Consider the following 19,875-nt stretch of genomic DNA (forward strand, 5'->3'; position numbering starts at 1 on the left):
CGACAAAACCGCCCGAAGGCGGTTTGTTGAATGCACGATTGTAGGCAGCGGTATCGCTACTGCCACCGCTACGTAAGCTCAAGGGTTGTAGGCTTTCTCGCCGTGGGAAGTAATGTCCAGACCTTCACGTTCAGCATCAACAGCTACCCGCAGGCCGACGGTTGCTTTAGCCACCATGAAGGCGATGAAAGCCACCACACCAGACAAAACAACCGTAACCAACACACTCTTGATTTGGATCCAGACTTGGCCAGCCATGGTCACATCATCCACACCAACGCCGCCCAGAGAAGGGAATACGAACACACCAGTCAATACCGCACCGATGATGCCGGCCACGCCATGGATACCGAAGACGTCAAAGGAGTCGTCCACATTCAGCAGGCGTTTGAGCCCGCTCACACCCCAGACGCATACTGCACCGGAGAGCGCACCGATGATGATGGCGCCCACTGGGCCCACAAAACCAGCTGCAGGAGTAACGCCAACCAGACCAGCCACGGCACCAGATGCGCCGCCGAGCAATGAAGGTTTGCCTTTGATCAGGGACTCAACAACCAACCAACCCAGAACACCTGCAGAAGTTGCCACGATGGTGTTGATAAAGGCCAGGCCAGCAATGCCGTTGGCTGCACCTGCAGAGCCAGCGTTGAAGCCAAACCAACCCACCCACAGCAAGCAAGCGCCAATCATCGTGAATGTCAGGTTGTGCGGGGTGAACGCTTCTTTGCCAAAACCAGTACGTTTGCCAAGCACGTAAGCACCAACCAAACCAGCGATACCAGCATTGATGTGGATCACAGTGCCGCCAGCGAAGTCCAGCGCGCCGTCTTCAGCCAGCAAACCGCCACCCCAGACCATGTGTGCCATAGGCAAGTAGCTGAAGGTAAACCAGATCACCGAGAAGACCATCACGGCGCTGAACTTCACGCGCTCAGCCAGCGAACCTACTACTAGGGCAACCGTAATGGCAGCAAAAGCAGCTTGGAACGAGACGAACACAAATTCAGGAATGGTGCTCAGCATTGACGAAATCGTATCTGGTGTGATGCCTTTGAGGAACACGTAGTCAAAACTGCCAAAAACCTTCCCTTCACCGCCAAAGGCCAGTGAGAAACCGTAAATGACCCACAGGAAGGTAATCAATGAGAACACGGAGAGCACTTGCAGCAGGACTGAAACCATGTTCTTGGAGCGTGCCAGACCACCGTAAAACAGTGCTAAGCCAGGAATGCTCATCAAAATCACCAAAACGGTGGAAGTCAGCATCCAAGCAGTGTCACCCGTATCGATTGCAGGTGCAGCATCTTGCGCAAGGACTAGGGGAGAGGCGGACAGCAGGCCGAGTCCAACAGCGGCCGCGAGATTCTTTTTCATGGAAGATTCCTTCAGGGGATTCTGGGAGAGAAATGAAAGAGCGCTATCAGATGGCATCGCCACCGGTTTCGCCGGTACGGATACGGATGACATGTTCCAATGGCGAGACAAAAATTTTCCCATCGCCAATTTTTCCGGTGCGCGCTGCGTTTTCGATGGCTTCAATCACCTGGTCAACGGTTTCATCAGGAACGGCCACTTCGATTTTGATTTTGGGCAGAAAGTCCACCACATATTCGGCGCCGCGGTACAGCTCGGTGTGGCCTTTTTGGCGTCCAAAGCCCTTGACTTCTGAGACCGTGATGCCTTGCACACCGATGGATGAGAGGGCTTCTCGCACCTCGTCGAGCTTGAATGGTTTGATGATGGCAGATACCATTTTCATGAGCGCTACTCCTGTTGCCCCGCGTTGTGCGCTTAGGGTCTGATGGATCAATGATGGTTGGGAAGCTGCCTCGCGCTTTCCTTGCGTTTGGGGGTGATGCCAAACCTCTTTCCTGTAACCGGACGTGAATTTGCGAGGATGCGAGGGAATAATGCACAGACCGTGCCAGCTATTTCCTGTGCAAGGCAGAACGCTTTTCAGTTGATACGTCTTTGAAGCTGCAGATTTACACATTCGCCAAGGTACGCACATGTCGGATGGATGCATTGCCGCCGTATATAAGGAACACGTATGCACCAAAAATGTGCGTTTTTTTGGCAGTGTAAATAGACAGTGAACTTTCTCGGTGCATGTGCAAGCGGTATGGAATCTGCAGAACGATGCACTCGGGTAAGGGGTTGGGAGGTTTCGTTTTGGTGCGTGTGAATCAAGGGTCGGGAGCTGGTGCACCAAAATATGCGCAGTTCAGTGCCATTTCTTTCCTTGGCGCTAGGCCGCAATGGTTCACTTTTGCTTCAACTTTCAGGTCTGTGCATCGCGTATAAACCATTGCTAAAGGCAAATAGCCCATTTCGTATGGGCAAGAAGGGAGGCTCACATGGGATTGGCACATTTGCAAAGCCGCGCCTTGTTGGGCCTGCGTGCCCCAAATGTCACGGTGGAGGTGCATTTAGCCAATGGCTTGCCCAGTTTCACGCTGGTGGGCTTGGCAGATGTGGAGGTGCGTGAGGCCCGTGAGCGTGTGCGTTCAGCCATCATCAACAGTGGCCTGGACTTTCCCACGAACAAACGCATTACGGTGAATCTGGCGCCTGCAGATTTGCCCAAAGATTCAGGCCGGTTTGATTTACCCATTGCACTGGGTATTTTGGCGGCTAGTGGTCAATTGGAGCTTGGCGCGCTGGCTTCTTATGCTTTTGCTGGGGAGTTGTCGCTCTCGGGTGCTTTACGGCCTGTGCGCGGTGCTTTACCTATGGTCATGGCCGCTGGGGCTGATGCAGATATGCGCGAGGCCATCGCCACTGGTGACATTGCCCAGCAATGGATTTTGCCGCCCGGCAGTGCGCAGGAGGCTGCTTTGGTGCCTGATTGCGTGGTGTATGAGGCCAAGCACCTGATTGACGTGGTGAACCATTTTCGTTTGGCTGCCCTACCAGTCGAATCCAGTGAAGACACGATGGAGGCTGGCTTGAGCCGGGTAGATTCGGCCCAACTCCATGCGGCATTGCCACAACCGCAATACCCAGATATGGCTGATGTAAAAGGCCAGCCTGCTGCGCGCAGAGCGTTGGAGATTGCTGCGGCAGGAGGGCACCATTTGCTTATGGTAGGCCCGCCCGGTGCAGGCAAGTCCATGCTGGCGCAGCGCATGGCAGGCTTATTGCCGCCGCTGGCGTTAAACGATGCCCTGCAAAGTGCCGCTGTCGCCAGTCTGGGAGGCCACTTTCACTGGCAGAATTGGCGTTGCCGCCCGGTACGCAGCCCACACCACACTGCCAGCGCGGTGGCATTAGTCGGTGGCGGCAGTCCACCCAAACCGGGAGAGATTTCGCTGGCACATCAAGGCATTCTTTTTTTGGATGAGTTGCCGGAGTTTCCCCGCATGGCGCTTGAGGCCCTGCGTGAACCCCTGGAGACGGGCACCATTCATATTGCCAGAGCAGGGCGACATGCTCAATTTCCTGCACGTTTTCAGTTGTTGGGAGCTATGAACCCTTGCCCCTGCGGTTATTGGGGATCAACGCTGCGTGCCTGCCGTTGCACGCCCGATCAGGTTGCGCGCTACCAAGGGCGCTTGAGTGGGCCTTTGTTGGACCGCATTGATATCCATATTGAGGTGCAAGCATTGCCCCCGCAAGAACTCATGGCCGCGCAAGAAGGCGAGACCACCGCTGCCATCCAGTCACGCGTGCAGCTGGCACGTGAAAAGGCGGTGCAAAGGCAAGGTTTTGGCAACCATGCGCTGCAAGGGCGTGCGTTGGATGCGTTTGCGCCATTGGCTCCGCAAGCACAACAGTTGTTGCTGACTGCGGCCACCAAAATGGGCTGGTCTGCACGGGCGATGCACCGCATCGTACGGGTCGCACGAACGATTGCAGACTTGGATTGCGAGAACCCTGAGCAGGCGTTGATTGCGCCCTCCCACGTGGCAGAAGCCGTGCAATACCGGCGCGCTTTGCGCAGTGTGGCGCAGTGACAGAAGCAGTCTCGTTAGGGCAACACGCAGTGTTAATGAAGGTTTTTGCAAGGTGTGGGCAGTAAGGCATAAGAGAAGCCGATTAGCAACACCACCTGAGATACGACCAATGTCCTTGTGGTGATACTGCTTATCGCTTACTCGGCCTCAGTGTGTATTGCGGGTTTACCCTATAATTGTCTGCACCATGCTAGGTGCGCTTGCTTTCTTGACGTTGGCCACTACGCATATGGTTATAGATGGGCCCGAAAGCCTTCGTCACGACACATTTTTCCGCTGCTTTTCCTATGTTTGATGTCAAAACGCCACCTTCTGCTGCAAGCACTGTTGCTGAGCCACAGGTTCGTGGTGTGGCGCCTTTGCATGAAGAACCTGCCCGTTTGGAGCGCACACAATCGGTGCCTTACACGCCCATTCGTTCACTGGGGGCTTCGCATCGAGAGCAAATTCTCGAACATTTGCTGAGTTTGCCCGCGCACGACCGTTATTTGCGTTTTGGCTACCCAGCCTCGGATGAGCAGGTCAAACGCTATGTGTATGGGCTCGATTTCAAGCGAGATGAAATTTTTGGCATTCACAACAGTGAGTTGGAACTGATTGCGGTAGCCCATTTGGCGTTTGATGCAGCAAGCGAAGGCAAACCGCGCGCGGCGGAGTTTGGCGTGTCTGTTTGTGGTGGCTACCGTGGCCGCCGTTTGGGCGCGCGTTTGTACGACCGCGCTGTAATGCATGCCCGTAATGCAGGTGTGCAAACCATGTACATCCATGCATTGAGCGAAAACGTCCCGATGCTCAGAATCGCCCGCAACGCTGGCGCGACTGTGCACCGTGATGGCTGTGAGTCAGAGGCTTATCTGACGCTACCGCCCGCCAATTTGAACTCGCGCTTGAGTGAAGTGTGGGAAGACCAGATTGGTGAGTTTGACTACCGTTTGAAAGCGCAGACCTATCAATTTCAGGCTTTCCTTAGCAGTCTGCAAAAGCAGTGGGGCACAACCAGTTCTGCGCCAGAGACCAGCACCAATACGGAAGAAGTGCGTTGAACTGAGCTAGGTGTGCACAGCGTTTCTACGGTGGTTAAGTCTGGCTTGGTTGCCATGGACTTCGGCTATGCTGTAGCCATGTCCAACCATTGCCTGCGGGCCCACGGTTTGAAGTGACCTCTGACGCCTCCCATCCCAAACCCTCTGATAAAGAAGACAAGCGCAGCCTGCGTCAACGTCTGACAGATTTCCTCTATCCACCACCTGCAACGCCAGAAGCCTTGATTGACATCATTGCTGCGGCAGAAGAGGAGGACACCATCAAGCCTGATGTGCGCATCATGCTCGAACGTGTCATTCGCTTAGAGCAGCTCACCGCTGCGGATGCGATGGTGTCCAGCTCCCGCATCGATATGCTCGATATTGACGCGCCATATGAGGTGTTGCTGGAAAAGGTCATCCGCGATGCACATTCACGTTTTCCGGTGTTCGAGGGCTCACGCGAGAACATCATTGGTATCTTGCTGGCCAAGCACTTGTTGCAACTACAGCGCTCGCCCGATTTGAACATTCGCGCTTTGCTGCGACCCCCTTTGGTGTTGCCTGAAAGCAAACGTTTGAATGATTTGCTGCGCGAATTTCGTTTGCACCGCAACCACATGGCAGTGCTGGTGGATGAGTTTGGCCGTACATCAGGCCTCATCACAATCGAAGATGTGCTGGAAGAAATCGTTGGCGAGATTGAAGACGAGTTCGACGAGCCTGAGGATGAAGGCGAGATTTACCAACTGGCCAATGGAAGCTGGCGCGTTCGTGGGGATACGCCCATTGATAAGGTGCAGGAAAGCTTTGGAATCCAGTTCGCTCCAGCGGATGTGGAAGATGGTGTTGAAAGTATTGGAGGCCTGATCACGCAGCGTTTGGGGCGGGTGCCCGTGCGCGGCGAAATCATGGAAGTGGCCGGATTGGCTTTTGAGGTGCTGCATGCCAAAGGCGGTGCGGTACGGTGGTTCAGAGTGCAGCCGCACGAGGCTGCGGACCAAGTCTGAGAGCACTTGGCTATTCGCAATTTTTCTGGCGCGTCTACTGCGGCACTGCGCAGTGCCTGATGGAATGGTTTGTATGTCTTTGCTTGCGAAAGAGTTTCGTCTGATTCGTTTTGAGCGCATAGCCGCTTGGCTGTGCTTGCCTCTGCTGGGGATGCTGCAGGCATGGGCGCTGGCCAGTCAAGATGGTAGTGCGCACTGGTGGGCGCAATCATTGGCGCTGGCCGGTTTCTTTTTATTTCTGGATGGCAGCCGCAGCGCCAAGCAAGCTGCTTGGCGCGGTTGGTGGTTTGCGACGTGTTGGCTGGCCTCGGTATTTAGCTGGCTCTACACCTCCATGCACACTTATGGCGGCTTGCCTGCTGCGCTGGCCGCGGCTGCTGTGGTGGCATTGGCGGGTGCGTTGGCGCTGTATTACGCGCTGACAGCAGCCTTGTATTGGCGCATGCGCGTGCATGGCCTGATGGGCAGCGCCTTGCTGTTTTCTGCATGCTGGACATTGGCCGAATTGGCGCGCGGCCAGTGGCTGACAGGTTTCCCCTGGGGCGCCATTGGGTATGCCCATGTGGATGGCCCGTTGGCATGGTTGGCGCGCTGGGTTGGGGTGTATGGCATTGGCGCGGTAGCGGCTTTGGGTGCTGCGTTGCTGGCATTTGTGCTGGTCACGGTGTTGGGCTATATCTTGGGACGCTTCATCAGTGTTTCGCGATTGCCAGTGAGTGCGCCGCGTATGCTGTCTGCGCCTGGTTGGTTGTTGGCGCTGGTGGTGCTGGTGCACTTGGGTGGTGTGTGGCAATACGCGCAATTTCAGCGCAGTAATAAGCAGCGTCACCATGCGCCAGTCAGTGTGGCGCTGCTGCAGGGCAATATTCCCATTTCCGAGAAATTTGACCCAGCCACTGGTGTGCTGGATTCCCTCGATTGGTATGGTCAGCAATTTCGCGAACGCCGCGAGAGTTTGGTGATCGCACCTGAAACTGCTATCCCTGTACTCAAGCAAGATTTGCCTGTGGAGTATTTTTCTGTTGTGACCGAGCCCTACCGAAACGGTAACCAAGCCCTGATGACAGGCATTCCGTTGGGTAGCCCGCTGGCTGGGTACACCAATTCGGTTGAAGCTATCAAACCGGGCGGGCAACCTTACATTTACAGCAAATCCCACTTGGTGCCGTTTGGTGAATTCGTACCGCCCATGTTTCAGTGGTTCAACGACATGATGGATATCCCGCTCGATAGCTTTAGCCGTGGTGCAGTGGTGCAACCTTCATTTGAATGGAAGGGTGAGCGCTTTGCTCCCAATATTTGTTATGAGGATTTGTTTGGAGAAGAGTTGGCCAAGCGTTTTGCAGATCCTGCGACTGCGCCGACCGTCTTTGTCAACTTCAGCAATATTGGATGGTTTGGCGATGGCAAGGTCATTGACCAGCATTTGCACATCAGCCGCATGCGTACGCTTGAGCTGGATCGCCCCATGATTCGTGCCACCAATACAGGCGCCACAGCCATCATTGATTACCGTGGCCACGTGCAGGCGATGGCGCCGCGCGCCAGTGTGCAAGTGTTGACCGGCGAGGTAGTCGGCATTGGACACATGGGGGATCCTGCACACATCACGCCTTTTGCCAAATGGGCTGCGTTGGCTGGTTTGTGGCCTTTGTGGTTGTGGGCCTTGATGACCGTGTGTCTGGTTCCTATGTTGCTGCGCATCTTGCCCAGCATGCGACCGATGGCGCTGCAGCGAAGCCACCATGCTTGAGATCGCCAGCCTGTCCTGAGAGGTGGCCGATTGGTGCAGCAACCCCCATGTTTGCCCGTTTGGGCGTCATTTCAGGCCGGCGTAGGCAATGCCCGCACCTTTTTCTCCACGGCATGGGCTGCTGCCAGCAAATCGGCAGTAATACGTTCATCAATATTGAGGTGGCCCTCATACTCGCCTAAGTTGCGAATATCGTGGCATTTGGCCAGTACGCGCCATACTGCTGGACCTAATTCCAACGTGTGCGGCAGCAGTTGGAAAACGATGTAGCGGTTGCCTGACCGCCAACCATGCCAGCGCAGTGCCGCCAAACACAGGGCATGTGCGGCGTTGTAGGCTAAGTCAAAACGACTCTCGATGGACAGTTGAGGGTTGTCGGCATCATCCAGGCGTGCCATGGCCGATTTGATTAAGCCGGTAAATTCTGCTGCGTCAGGCGGCTCGGCGCGCAATGGTTTGCCTGGGCCACTGAGGTTTTGAAAGGCTTGTTGTGCGGCTGCATTCATGGTGGGTGACGAAAGCTTTAGAGTGTGCTTTGAAAGCTGTTTTCGCCTAGCACCCATATTTTGGGTTGCGCCCACACTTTGCTGGCAAAGGCATCGTGTTGTGCCAAGCGGTCGCGCCAATCTGTGGGTGTATAAATGCTAGGGTTGATCGTGCGACCCCATTGTGCACTCAAAGGCTCCAGTGCTTCAAACACGTCACCATAAGTCAAGTCATCAGCCAATAGCATCAAATCGATGTCGCTGCTGGCGGTGTCCTCTCCTTTAGCGACCGACCCATACACAAAAGCGGCTTGCAACTGGTCTTGCCAAGGGACCAGTGCCATACGCAATGGGTCTGCCAGACTCATTGTTTTTTGCACCAAGCTGCACAGTTCTTGGTAAATGGGTGAAGCCGCGTTGGCCTGGTAATGCTTTTGGTGGCCGCGTTGCTCGATGGTGAGCAAGCCAGCCTCACTCAAACGAGTCAGTTCGCGTTGGATGGCGCCTGAGCCGCCGCCTGTCATGGCAATGACTTCTGCGCCATAAAAGCTGCGTTGTGGCTGACCAAAGAAAAGCCCCAGTACCCTTTGCTGGGTATGGCTGAAGAGGGCATTGGCCAAGCCTGTGAAATGGGGTGCTGCTTGAGCATGAAGAGAAGAAGGTGACACAATAAAATTCCCAATATGGGTTTAATTGTACCTTTTTTGGGTTTTTGTGGCCCCAGAATGGGTTTTTTGATGGAGTGCGCAAGAGTGATCGATACAAGCCATCAATCCAACCAAGCTCATGGAGGACAGAGCGCATGAATTAGAATCGGACACTTGGCCTGATCTGGCCTTGAATTGATGGCCGCACTATCGGCGGCGTTGCACCTCGTTGCGTTTGACTCTCATACTGCCATGCTTACTTTCCAGCAAATCATTCTTACCTTGCAAAACTACTGGGACCAGCAAGGTTGCACATTGCTGCAACCGTATGACATGGAAGTGGGTGCAGGCACCAGTCACACCGCCACATTTTTGCGCGCGATTGGCCCCGAGCCATGGAAAGCTGCATACGTGCAACCCAGCCGTCGCCCCAAAGATGGCCGCTACGGCGAGAACCCCAACCGCCTGCAGCACTACTACCAATACCAAGTCGTGCTCAAGCCTGCGCCCGCCAATATCCTGGATTTGTATTTGGGCAGTTTGCAAGCGCTCGGCTTTGATCTGAAGAAAAACGACATCCGCTTTGTGGAAGACGACTGGGAAAACCCCACACTGGGCGCGTGGGGCTTGGGTTGGGAAGTCTGGCTCAATGGCATGGAAGTCACGCAGTTCACCTACTTCCAGCAAGTGGGCGGAATTGATTGTCGCCCCATCACAGGCGAAATCACTTATGGGCTAGAACGTCTGGCCATGTACCTGCAAGGGGTTGAAAACGTCTACGATCTGACCTACTCAATCGCCCCTGATGGCACGAAAGTCAGCTACGGCGATGTGTTCCACCAAAATGAAGTTGAGCAATCCACCTACAACTTCGAATACTCGGACGCTGATTTCTTGTTCACAGCATTCAACGCCTATGAAAAAGAAGCCCAACTGCTGATGGAAAAACAACTGGCCCTGCCAGCTTACGAGCAAGTACTCAAAGCGGCGCACACCTTCAACCTGCTCGATGCGCGTGGCGCCATCTCCGTAACAGAGCGTGCCGCCTACATTGGTCGTATCCGCAACCTCGCGCGCAGTGTGGCCAAGAGTTACTACGAGAGTCGTGAGCGTTTGGGTTTCCCCATGGCACCACGCGATTGGGTTGCACAAATGGAAAAAGCCGCAGGCAACGAGAAAAAAGCCGCCTAAAAGCAAACGAACAGGAGCTGCCAGAAGTGCCCACCATCTTCACGCACATTGCAGTTCCTATCGCCGCCAAAGTAGCTGTCGGTGCGCGGATCCCGGCATCCATGCTGCTGATGGGCATGTTGGCGTCCATCCTCCCTGATTTCGATGGAATCCCCCGCCAATTCGGCGTGCGCTTTGAGGGAATCTGGGACCACCGTGGTTTTACCCATTCCCTTGGTTTTGCCATGGCTGTGGGGATGTTGGGCATTGGCTTTGCCCAGCGCTGGGGCATTGCGTGGTGGAAAGCCTGGTTATGGATGTGCCTGTGCTGCTTCTCTCACCCTCTGCTTGATGCCTGCACGACCGGACGATACGGCGTGCCTTTGCTCTGGCCACTTAGCGATGTGCGGTTTAACAGCCCATGGAAGTTCATCGCCATCTCCCCTATACGGGCTGACTCCTTTTTCTCTGCCCGTGGCTTGGCCGTATTGAAAAACGAGCTCTTTACGGTTTGGTTGCCACTGCTCAGTGCTGCGGTTTTAGTGCTGCTTGGGCGGAAAATGCGCTAAGAACCAATGACCAATTGTTTTTGTTAAGCCCGGGTAAGTTTGCGCTGATGCATTTCAATTAGGGATTAGGAGTGGTGAGGAATTTGAATTTTTTTGAATGATTGTGTAACAATCGTTTGATGATTCGAGATGCCTATTCTGCACATTCATCTTTAAATCCTGCGCTATCGCCTGCACAGAAATTAAGCGCTCACCTTTTGCAGGTTGCCGTGCTTGCTAGTCAATCTGGATCGTATTTTGGCGCTTCAGAATTAAGCAAGGTGTGTGGTTTACTACATGATCTTGGCAAGTACTGTGAGCCCTTCCAAAGGAAGCTGGAAGGCGAAAAGTTGCAAGTCAATCACTCCACATGGGGCGCCAAAATCGCCTTGGAGAAATATCCGCAAATCGGCTATTTATTAGCTTACGTTATTGCGGGGCACCACGCCGGTTTGGCCAATGGCAGCGGCATGAGTGGAGAGCGCAGCAGTTTGAAAGATCGCTTAGCTGACCCACATCTGCCCAAGCTTGAAGAGGCTTGGCAACACGAGGTTCAATTGCCTGAGATGGCCGCGTTGGCTGCTGAATTGGGCCAACTCAAACCGGCCAATGGCAACGTGGGCTTTAGCCTCGCTTTTCTCACGCGCATGATTTTTTCAGCCTTGGTCGATGCCGATTATCTGGATACCGAGCGTTATTACGACCAGTTTGAACCCGTCCATGCACAAAGCGCCGAAATACGCGCACGTGCCATGCCAACGCTTTTGGAATTGCGCAGCAGCTTGGATGCCTACATGCAGGCATTCAAAGCAAAAAGTGCGGCCAACGCCAAAGGCGCATCCAGTGAGGTCAATCAACTGCGCGCCGAGATCTTGGCCTATGCGCGGGCGCAAGCATCCCAAGCGCCTGGGCTTTTCTCACTGACTGTGCCCACGGGCGGCGGCAAAACCTTGGCCTCATTGGCCTTTGCGCTCGATCACGCTATTGCGCACGGCCAGCGCCGTGTGATCTTTGTCATTCCCTTCACCTCCATCGTTGAGCAAAACGCTAGCGTCTTTCGAGATGCCTTAGCCCCTTGGAGCGATGCGGTCTTGGAGCATCACAGCGCGTTCACCGCACCACAGCTGGATCAAAACGACCCCGAACGCTATCAAGCACAAACCAAGCTGCGCCTAGCGATGGAGAACTGGGATGCGCCCGTCATCGTTACCACCGCAGTGCAGTTTTTTGAAAGCTTGTTTGCCGCGCGCACCTCGCAATGCCGCAAGCTGCACAACATCGCAGGCAGCGTGGTGGTCATTGATGAGGCGCAAACCATCCCACTGCATGTGCTGCGCCCCGCCATGGCGGCGATGGATGAGCTGGCGCGCAATTACAAAAACTCCATCGTGCTGTGCACCGCCACCCAGCCCGCGCTGGAAGCGCCGGACTTTAAAGGCGGTCTGCAAAACGTGCGGCCATTGGTGAAAGATGAAGCCAAACTCGCCCAGCAGTTGGAACGTGTACGGGTGCGCCACATTGGCAATCTGGACGATGAGGCATTGACAGAGCACATGCGCTGCCGCGAGCAAGTGCTGTGCATCGTCAACAACCGGCTGCATGCGCGCGCGGTCTACCAAAGCATGGCCGATTTGCCCGGCGCCATTCACCTGAGCACGCTGATGTACGCCAAGCACCGCAGTGCAGTGTTGGCCACGGCACGCCAAAGGCTCAAAGACCAATTGCCCTGCCGCATTGTGTCGACCAGTTTGATTGAAGCTGGCGTCGATATTTCATTGCCCACCGTGATGCGCGCAGAGGCTGGTTTGGATTCCATCGCCCAAGCAGCAGGCCGCTGCAACCGCAATAAAGAATGGCCGGTGGATGCCAGTGAAGTGCTGATCTTTGCCAACACCAATGCGCAATGGGCACCACCGCCGGAGCTGCACGAATTTGCAAAAACAGCCAACTCCATCTTGCGGCAAGAGGACTATCGCAATGCGCCGCTCTCGCCTGCCGCCATCAAAGCTTACTTTGACATGCTGTACTGGCAAAAAGGCGATGACCAGTTGGATACTGCCCGAATACTGGAACAGCTCAAAGACGCGAAGCTGCACAACTTGCCGTTTGAGGATGTGGAAAAGCAATTCCAGATGATCAAAAGCAGCCAGCTGCCCATCATCATTGGCCGCGACGACGAGGCAGAAAAAGCACTGAAGAGCTTGCACTTTGCCGATAAAGTTGGCGGCATTGCCCGCACGCTGCAGCCCTACACCGTGCAAGTGCCACGCAATGCCTTTGCTGCCTTGCGCCAGGCGCGCGCCATTCAACCTGTTGCGCCGGAGAAATGGGGTGAGCAATTCATGGAGCTGGTCAACCTTGATCTGTACAGTGAAGAGTTTGGGCTTTGGTGGGAAGAGCCGACATTCATGGAGGCTGCTAGCTACTTGTTTTGAATTAAATAGAGCGAAATATTGTTAGAAGCATAGTCTATACTAGCCTTGTCTTAACAACGAGGATGTACATCCATGAAGCATGTTCACGTGTCTCTCAAGGTCAAGTTGCCACTGGAGGCAGGACGTCGATATCTCGATGTTCTGCTGTTGATCAGTAGCCTTATCTATTTGAATGCGGTGGCACTGAGCAAGCTAATGTGAGTTGAATACTAGTCAACCTTGACTAGGAGATGCGCCCCATGCGGGCGCGTGAGATGGCAAGTGTCGCGCCCCATGCGGGCGCGTGGATTGAAACTAACATTAGTTGGCTCTAACCCTAAAGCCCCCAAAGCCATGTGCTTTGGGGCGCCTATTGAAAGATTCATGTAAATAGGGAGTGAACTGCAATGAGCTACGGAATTCGCCTGCACATCTGGGGCGACAGGGCTTGCTTTACGCGGCCTGAAATGAAGGGGGAGCGTGTCAGCTACGACGTCATCACGCCGTCTGCCGCACGAGGGATTTTGGAAGCGATCCACTGGAAGCCCGCCATTCGTTGGCAGGTAGACCGCATTCACGTGCTCAAGCCCATTCGGTTTGAATCGCTGCGCCGCAATGAGGTGGGCAGCAAAATCCCCGTCAACAACATCACCAAATCCATCAAAGCGGGCAGCACCGCTGGACTTGCGGCTTATGTCGATGAAGACCGCCAGCAGCGCGCCACCACCTTACTGCGCGATGTGGCCTACATTATCGAAGCGCACTTTGAGCTGACCGACCGCGCAGGTGCCGAGGATTCCGTGGGCAAGCATTTGGACATCTTCAACCGCCGCGCGCGCAAAGGCCAGTGCTTTCATGCGCCGTGCATGGGTGTGCGGGAGTTTCCCGCCCACTTCGCTCTGCTGGAAGAAGGGAGTGAGGAGCCTTCATCCCAGTTAACCGAGGGCGAACGCAATCGCCACCTCGGCTGGATGTTGCACGACATCGATTTTGCCCGAGGCAAGCAGCCGCGCTTTTTCCAAGCGCAGATGGCAGATGGCCTGGTGGCCGTGCCCGCATGGGACAGCAGCGAGGTCAAAGCATGATCTTGCAAGCCCTCGCCCAGTACTACCAACGCCTGCTAGAGCAACCCGACAGCGGTCTTGCGCCCTATGGTTACAGCCCCGAAAAAATCAGCTACAGCATTGTGCTCAAAGCCAATGGTGAAGTCACTGATGTGCGCGCCACGCTGGATACCTCGGGCAAAAAACCGCAGCCCCAAGTCCTCACCGTGCCGCAACCCGAGAAGCGCACAGCAGGAGTGAAATCCAACTTCCTTTGGGATAAAACCAGCTATGTGCTGGGCGTTAGCGCCACCAGCAAGCGGGCCGATCAAGAGCATGCCGCCTTCAGAGACTTGCACTTAGGCCTGTTGCGAAAAACGGAAGATGCAGGCTTGCTCGCCCTTAAGGCCTTTTTAGAGCAATGGCAGCCCGCGCAATTCGAAGCACCACTCTTTCCTGAGGCAATGAAAGACAGCAACGTGGTCTTTCAGCTCGAAGGTGAAAACCGCTACCTGCATGAGCGCCCCGCAGCTCGGGCTTTGCGTGCAACGCTTTTAGAAAAGAGCCCTGCGGCAGAGGAAGCCGAACCAAGCGCAGCGAGCTCGAAAAAAACCAAAGGTAAAGCCAGCACCGAAGAGGCGGCAGCCAGTCAAGGTTTTTGCTTAATCTCCGGTGAGTGGGCGCCAGTCGCTCGCTTGCACCCTGTCGTTAAGGGCGTGTGGGGCGCGCAAAGTTCAGGTGCTTCGATTGTCTCATTCCAACAAGAGTCTTTTCGCTCGTTTGACAAACTGCAAGGTGCCAATGCCCCAGTCTCCGAACAAGCTGCATTCGCCTACACCACTGCGCTGAACCACTTGCTGCGCCAAGGCAGTCTGCAACGCTTGCAAGTTGGCGATACCAGCGTGGTTTTTTGGGCGGAGGCGGGCAGTGGCGCACAAGCGCAAGCGGCAGAAAGTCTGCTCTCTGCGCTGTTTACTCCACCAACGGACGAGCAAGAAGCCAAACAAGTCAATGAAGTATTAGAGATTGTGCAAAAAGGCCGCCCCGTGAGCGAGGCCCGATTGGCTTTGCAGCTTGACCCGGCTACCCGCATTTACGTACTAGGCTTGGCACCGAATGCCTCGCGCTTGTCGATTCGGTTTTGGCTAGTCGACTCATTGCAGCAGCTGACGCAAAAGCTCGCCCAACATGAAGCGGATTTGCGCCTTGAGCCACTTCCGTGGAGGGCCGCGCCCGCCGTATGGCGCTTGGCCTTGGCCACGGCACCCTCGCGCTGGAGCGAAAAAACCAACCGCTTTGAAGCCAAAACCGACGACGTGCTGCCCCTACTTGCGGGGGAGTTAATGCGTGCGGTTCTGACTGGTGGACTTTACCCAGCGAGCTTATTGGTCAACACCGTCATGCGCATGCGCACCGATGGCGACCTCTCTGGCATTCGCGCAGCCATTTGCAAAGGCGTGATCACACGCCAGCGACGCTTACAAAAGCAATCATCGAAAGAGGAGATTTCTGTGAGTCTTGATTCCACATCCAAACAGCAAGGCTACTTGCTGGGGCGTTTGTTTGCCACATTTGAATCGGTGCAGCGCAATGCGCTGGGTGGCAATGTCAATGCCACGATTCGCGACCGTTATTACGGCGCTGCATCGGCCACGCCGGCGAGCATTTTCCCGATGTTGGTGCGCAATGCGCAAAACCATTTATCCAAGCTGCGCAAGGAGCGCAAAGGCCAAGCTATCAACCTTGAAAAGTTGATTGGCGAGATCGTGGCCGGTTTGCCAGAGCAATTCCCGCGTACCCTGAACATCGAAGATCAAGGCCGCTTTGCGATTGGCTACTACCATCAATCGCAAGACTTCTACACCAAGCGCAGCGGCGATGACGCCAGCGCCGAAAACGCATTAGAGACCACCGAAACCCAAGGGGAAGAATAAATGAGCCAAGTCATCACCAACCGCTACGAATTTGTTTATCTGTTTGACGTCACCAACGGCAACCCTAATGGCGACCCAGATGCCGGTAATCTCCCCCGTTTAGATCCCGAAACCAGCCATGGCTTGGTCACCGATGTCAGCCTCAAGCGAAAAATTCGCAACTTCGTCGCGCTGGATAAAGAGGACACCGAAGGCTTTGCCATCTACATGCAAGAAAAAGCCATCCTCAACAACCAGCATGAAAAGGCATGGAAAGCACTCGACATTCCGAAAGACGAGAAAGACGGCTACAAAAAACTGCCAAAGGACGAAGCCAAAGCCCGCGAGATCACCGCGTGGATGTGCAAAAACTTTTTCGATGTACGCAGCTTTGGTGCGGTGATGTCTACCGGTGTGAACGCCGGCCAAGTGCGCGGCCCTGTGCAACTGGCTTTTGCCAGCTCGATTGAGCCGGTGCTGCCGCTGGAAATTTCGATCACCCGCATGGCGGTGACCACCGAAAAAGAAGCCGAAGCCCAAAGCGGCGACAACCGCACCATGGGCCGCAAGCACATCCTGCCCTATGGGCTGTACCGCGCACACGGCTTTATCTCCGCCAAGTTGGCCGAGCGCACCGGCTTTGGTGAGGCCGACTTGCAGCTGCTGTGGCAAGCGCTGATCAATATGTTTGAGCATGACCGCTCCGCCGCACGCGGTGAGATGGCCGCGCGCAAGCTGATCGTCTTCAAGCACGACAACGCCATGGGCAATGCCCCCGCCCATGTGCTGTTTGATTCCGTCAAAGTCGAGCGCAACGACAAGAGCGAACACCGCCCACCGGCCCGCAGCTTTAGCGACTACAGCGTCAGCATTGGTGCCGTGCCAGAAGGCGTCACCATCGAAGAAAAGCTGTAATACGAAAGCGCCGCAGCCATGGAAGACGAAGACCTCATCGCCCTCTCTGCGCTGCAGCACTATCTGTATTGCCCGCGCCAATGCGCGCTCATCCACATCGAGCGCGTATGGACGGAAAGCGCTGCCACTGCCGAAGGCCGCTTGCTGCATCAAAAAGCCGATGAGGCTGGTACAGAAATCCGCCATGGCGTGCGCACAGCCACCGCCATGCCTCTGCGCAGTAATGCGCTGGGAATTAGCGGCGTGGCCGATGTGGTTGAGTTTCATGCGCCGTCTGCGTCTGCACCTGCTTCCACATCTGCCGCTGATGCAGCGCCCCTCACGACAGAGGCGGATACTAAGCTCCACCTTGCCTTGGTGCCACTGCCCGTTGAATACAAACGCGGCCGCCCCAAGCAACACCGCGCCGATGAAGTACAGCTGTGCGCCCAAGCTCTGTGCTTGGAAGAAATGCTCGCCACTCACGTGCCCGAAGGCATGCTGTTTTATGGCAAAACACGCCGGCGCAAGGCCGTGGATTTTGATGTTGAATTGCGCACACTCACGCTGCAAACGATTGCCGCCACACGCACCATGATTGCTGCGGGCCAAACGCCCACAGCGCAGTACGACGCCAAGCGCTGCGATGCCTGCTCCCTCATCGACGATTGCCAGCCGCATTGGCTCGGCCGCAAACAAAGTGCGGCGCAATGGTTGGCTCAGCAAGTCAAATAGCTCAAAAGATTCCTCAACGATGCGCCCCTTACTCAACACCCTCTATATCACCACCGATGGCGCTTGGCTGCGCAAAGATGGTGAAAACTTGGTGATGGAGGTCGATGGCGAGCAACGCGCCCGCGTGCCAGTGCACATGCTGCAAGGCTTGGTGTGCATTGGGCGGGTGTTGGTGTCACCGCCGCTCATGGGCTATTGCGCAGAGCGCGGCATCACCATCAGCTACCTCTCGCCCAATGGAAAATTTTTAGCGCGCGTTGAAGGGCCGGTTTCTGGCAATGTGCTGCTGCGCCGCGCGCAATACCGTCAAAGCGATGGTGAACAAGGTATGGCGATTGCTCGCCACATGGTGATTGGCAAAATATTCAACCAACGCGCGGTGTTGGCGCGGGCGGTGCGCGATCACAGCAGCAGCATGCCTGAGGCGAATGTGCAGGATTTACAGCATGCAGTGTTGCGCTTAAGACGTATCACCGATCACGCGCAGCACTGCAATGATCTAGATACTTTGCGTGGCCTAGAAGGTGATGCGGCGCAGTTGTATTTTGGTGTGTTTGATCACCTTATTCGCGTGCCATCGCCGGCCATGCGTTTTCATGGCCGCAGTCGACGTCCACCACGTGATGCTGTTAACGCATTGCTTTCTTTGCTATATACCTTGCTCACGCATGATTGCCGCAGTGCCTTGGAAACTGTTGGACTGGATCCCGCAGTGGGTTTCTTGCATCGTGACCGCCCCGGCAGGCCCAGCTTGGCATTGGATGTGATGGAGGAATTCCGTCCCGTGCTGGCCGATCGGCTTGCGCTGTCTTTGATCAACCGCAAACAAATTGGAGAGAAGGACTTTCAGGTAATGGATAACGGCGCAGTCTTGCTGAAAGACGAGGCGCGTAAGACGCTATTAGTGGCATGGCAAGAGCGCAAGCGTGAGAGTTTGCAGCACAGCTTTATTGGTGAAGCTGCACCGATTGGAATTTTCCCATTCTTGCAAGCCCAATTGCTTGCACGCCATTTGCGTGGAGATGTGGATGCGTATCCACCTTTTATTTGGAAGTGATGTAAGCCGCAATTGTAGGAAGTGGACCGGATTATGTTGATTCTTGTTAGCTACGACGTAAGCACAACCAGCGAAGGAGGCCAGCGCCGCTTACGTAGAATCGCCCGTGAGTGCCAAAACTATGGCCAGCGCGTGCAGTACTCTGTGTTCGAGATTGAAGTCAACACTGCACAATGGGTGGCCCTCAAAGACAAGTTATGTAGCCTGATTGACCCTGACCTCGACAGTTTGCGCTTTTATTACATGGGGCAGAACTGGAAACATAAAGTCGAACACATTGGTGCAAAGCCCAGTGTAGATTTAAATGGCCCATTGGTTTTTTGAGCGGCTGTCACCAATAAAACCGGTTTTGTAGTGAAGTCTCACAAACGTTCTTGCCGCACCTACGAGAGCTACAGCCTATTTTCCTGAGCGTAAGGGAAACAGGGCGTGCATGAGGCTGCTGGTTTAGCTGCTTTTCTCTTTATTTCGCACATTACCCCCTGATTTTGCGAACTATAAGTGCTTGAGCACTTCCAAGAGTGGTTCGCATTTTTCTAATGCATTGATATTAAATAGTATTTTCTTCTAGAGTCGAGAGCCTGTACGGTAAAAAGTCTAAAAAATACCTTGTTCGCATTTTGTTCAAAAAAGTGCTTGGCGCTACAACAGGTTATAAATGCGCCGTCGCGCCTCCCGCAGGCGCGTGGATTGAAACGCGTAGGGGTAGAGATTGACCGTTGGTTGATCTCGTCGCGCCTCCCGCAGGCGCGTGGATTGAAACACGTCTTGCACGTCAGCGTTTGCAGTAGTCATGGTCGCGCCTCCCGCAGGCGCGTGGATTGAAACGCGTAGGGGTAGAGATTGACCGTTGGTTGATCTCGTCGCGCCTCCCGCAGGCGCGTGGATTGAAACTCTTCAAAAATACGGGAAACACCAGCAGCCTTAAGTCGCGCCTCCCGCAGGCGCGTGGATTGAAACAATTTCTCAAGGCGGCCTGTTTGTTGGACGGGTGTCGCGCCTCCCGCAGGCGCGTGGATTGAAACTCGGGCCAGACAAAGAGGGCGGAGGACGCGACACGGCGCGCCTCCCGCAGGCGCGTGGAGTGAAACTCTTCAAAAATACGGGAAACACCAGCAGCCTTAAGTCGCGCCTCCCGCAGGCGCGTGGATTGAAACTCGGGCCAGAAAAAGAGGGCGGAGGACGCGACACGTCGCGCCTCCCGCAGGCGCGTGGATTGAAACAA

At 55.1% G+C, this 19,875-nt stretch carries 17 protein-coding genes and 1 CRISPR repeat array (1 of these 18 cut by a window edge); of the genes, 13 read left to right on the forward strand and 4 right to left on the reverse strand.

Annotated elements, in window-relative coordinates:
* Positions 1–78: 78 nt before the first annotated feature.
* Both amt and glnK read right to left on the reverse strand, forming a co-directional pair.
* A complete protein-coding gene (gene amt / locus E9531_RS03490) occupies positions 79–1,377 on the reverse strand; it encodes an ammonium transporter (protein WP_136572359.1) in 1,299 nt (432 codons plus the stop codon).
* A 46-nt stretch (positions 1,378–1,423) separates the two neighbouring features.
* Positions 1,424–1,762: a P-II family nitrogen regulator gene (glnK, locus tag E9531_RS03495; protein ID WP_136572360.1), complete on the reverse strand. Its 339-nt coding sequence runs from the start codon at positions 1,760–1,762 to the stop codon at positions 1,424–1,426.
* 598 nt (positions 1,763–2,360) lie between these two features.
* Here glnK and E9531_RS03500 point away from each other — a divergent pair.
* The 4 genes from E9531_RS03500 (at position 2,361) to lnt (ending at position 7,744) form a co-directional block, all read left to right on the forward strand.
* Positions 2,361–3,959: a YifB family Mg chelatase-like AAA ATPase gene (locus E9531_RS03500; protein ID WP_136572361.1), complete on the forward strand. Its 1,599-nt coding sequence runs from the start codon at positions 2,361–2,363 to the stop codon at positions 3,957–3,959.
* 287 nt (positions 3,960–4,246) lie between these two features.
* A complete protein-coding gene (locus tag E9531_RS03505; RefSeq protein ID WP_136572362.1) occupies positions 4,247–5,002 on the forward strand; it encodes a GNAT family N-acetyltransferase in 756 nt (251 codons plus the stop codon).
* A 113-nt stretch (positions 5,003–5,115) separates the two neighbouring features.
* Entirely contained in the window at positions 5,116–5,991 is an 876-nt protein-coding gene (locus E9531_RS03510) for a CorC family transporter (protein WP_136572363.1), read from the forward strand.
* A 73-nt stretch (positions 5,992–6,064) separates the two neighbouring features.
* Entirely contained in the window at positions 6,065–7,744 is a 1,680-nt protein-coding gene (lnt, locus tag E9531_RS03515) for an apolipoprotein N-acyltransferase (protein ID WP_158291712.1), read from the forward strand.
* A 71-nt stretch (positions 7,745–7,815) separates the two neighbouring features.
* On the opposite strand, the gene E9531_RS03520 is transcribed toward lnt, so the two are convergent.
* On the reverse strand, positions 7,816–8,250 hold the full coding sequence (locus E9531_RS03520; protein WP_136572365.1) for a hypothetical protein: 435 nt from the start codon (positions 8,248–8,250) through the stop codon (positions 7,816–7,818).
* Positions 8,251–8,267: 17 nt separating this feature from the next.
* Positions 8,268–8,897: a nucleotidyltransferase domain-containing protein gene (locus E9531_RS03525; RefSeq protein WP_211343361.1), complete on the reverse strand. Its 630-nt coding sequence runs from the start codon at positions 8,895–8,897 to the stop codon at positions 8,268–8,270.
* 231 nt (positions 8,898–9,128) lie between these two features.
* Here E9531_RS03525 and glyQ point away from each other — a divergent pair, with 231 nt between their 5' ends.
* From glyQ to cas2, 9 genes are all read left to right on the forward strand, one after another.
* On the forward strand, positions 9,129–10,067 hold the full coding sequence (gene glyQ, locus E9531_RS03530; RefSeq protein ID WP_136572367.1) for a glycine--tRNA ligase subunit alpha: 939 nt from the start codon (positions 9,129–9,131) through the stop codon (positions 10,065–10,067).
* Positions 10,068–10,093: 26 nt separating this feature from the next.
* The gene (locus E9531_RS03535; protein WP_136572368.1) at positions 10,094–10,615 is read left to right on the forward strand and encodes a metal-dependent hydrolase; all 522 of its coding nucleotides are present in this window, start codon (positions 10,094–10,096) and stop codon (positions 10,613–10,615) included.
* A gap of 119 nt (positions 10,616–10,734) precedes the next feature.
* Positions 10,735–13,029 carry a CRISPR-associated endonuclease Cas3'' gene (locus E9531_RS03540; RefSeq protein ID WP_136572369.1) on the forward strand — a complete coding sequence of 765 codons (2,295 nt, stop codon included), beginning with the start codon at positions 10,735–10,737 and terminating at the stop codon, positions 13,027–13,029.
* Positions 13,030–13,415: 386 nt separating this feature from the next.
* Complete coding sequence (cas5c, locus tag E9531_RS03545) at positions 13,416–14,093, forward strand: type I-C CRISPR-associated protein Cas5c (RefSeq protein ID WP_136572370.1); 678 nt, start codon at positions 13,416–13,418, stop codon at positions 14,091–14,093.
* A complete protein-coding gene (gene cas8c, locus E9531_RS03550) occupies positions 14,090–15,985 on the forward strand; it encodes a type I-C CRISPR-associated protein Cas8c/Csd1 (protein WP_136572371.1) in 1,896 nt (631 codons plus the stop codon). The genes cas5c and cas8c overlap by 4 nt, the downstream gene beginning before the upstream one ends.
* Entirely contained in the window at positions 15,986–16,879 is an 894-nt protein-coding gene (cas7c, locus tag E9531_RS03555; protein ID WP_136572372.1) for a type I-C CRISPR-associated protein Cas7/Csd2, read from the forward strand.
* An 18-nt stretch (positions 16,880–16,897) separates the two neighbouring features.
* On the forward strand, positions 16,898–17,593 hold the full coding sequence (gene cas4 / locus E9531_RS03560) for a CRISPR-associated protein Cas4 (RefSeq protein WP_136572373.1): 696 nt from the start codon (positions 16,898–16,900) through the stop codon (positions 17,591–17,593).
* A 19-nt stretch (positions 17,594–17,612) separates the two neighbouring features.
* A complete protein-coding gene (gene cas1c / locus E9531_RS03565; protein ID WP_136572374.1) occupies positions 17,613–18,650 on the forward strand; it encodes a type I-C CRISPR-associated endonuclease Cas1c in 1,038 nt (345 codons plus the stop codon).
* 33 nt (positions 18,651–18,683) lie between these two features.
* On the forward strand, positions 18,684–18,974 hold the full coding sequence (gene cas2 / locus E9531_RS03570; RefSeq protein ID WP_136572375.1) for a CRISPR-associated endonuclease Cas2: 291 nt from the start codon (positions 18,684–18,686) through the stop codon (positions 18,972–18,974).
* 341 nt (positions 18,975–19,315) lie between these two features.
* Positions 19,316–19,875: a CRISPR direct-repeat array (repeat unit 32 nt; unit sequence GTCGCGCCTCCCGCAGGCGCGTGGATTGAAAC) (it continues 661 nt past the right edge of the window).

The organism is Lampropedia puyangensis (assembly GCF_004833285.1).
In the GTDB taxonomy this organism is placed as follows: Bacteria; Pseudomonadota; Gammaproteobacteria; order Burkholderiales; family Burkholderiaceae_C; genus Lampropedia; species Lampropedia puyangensis.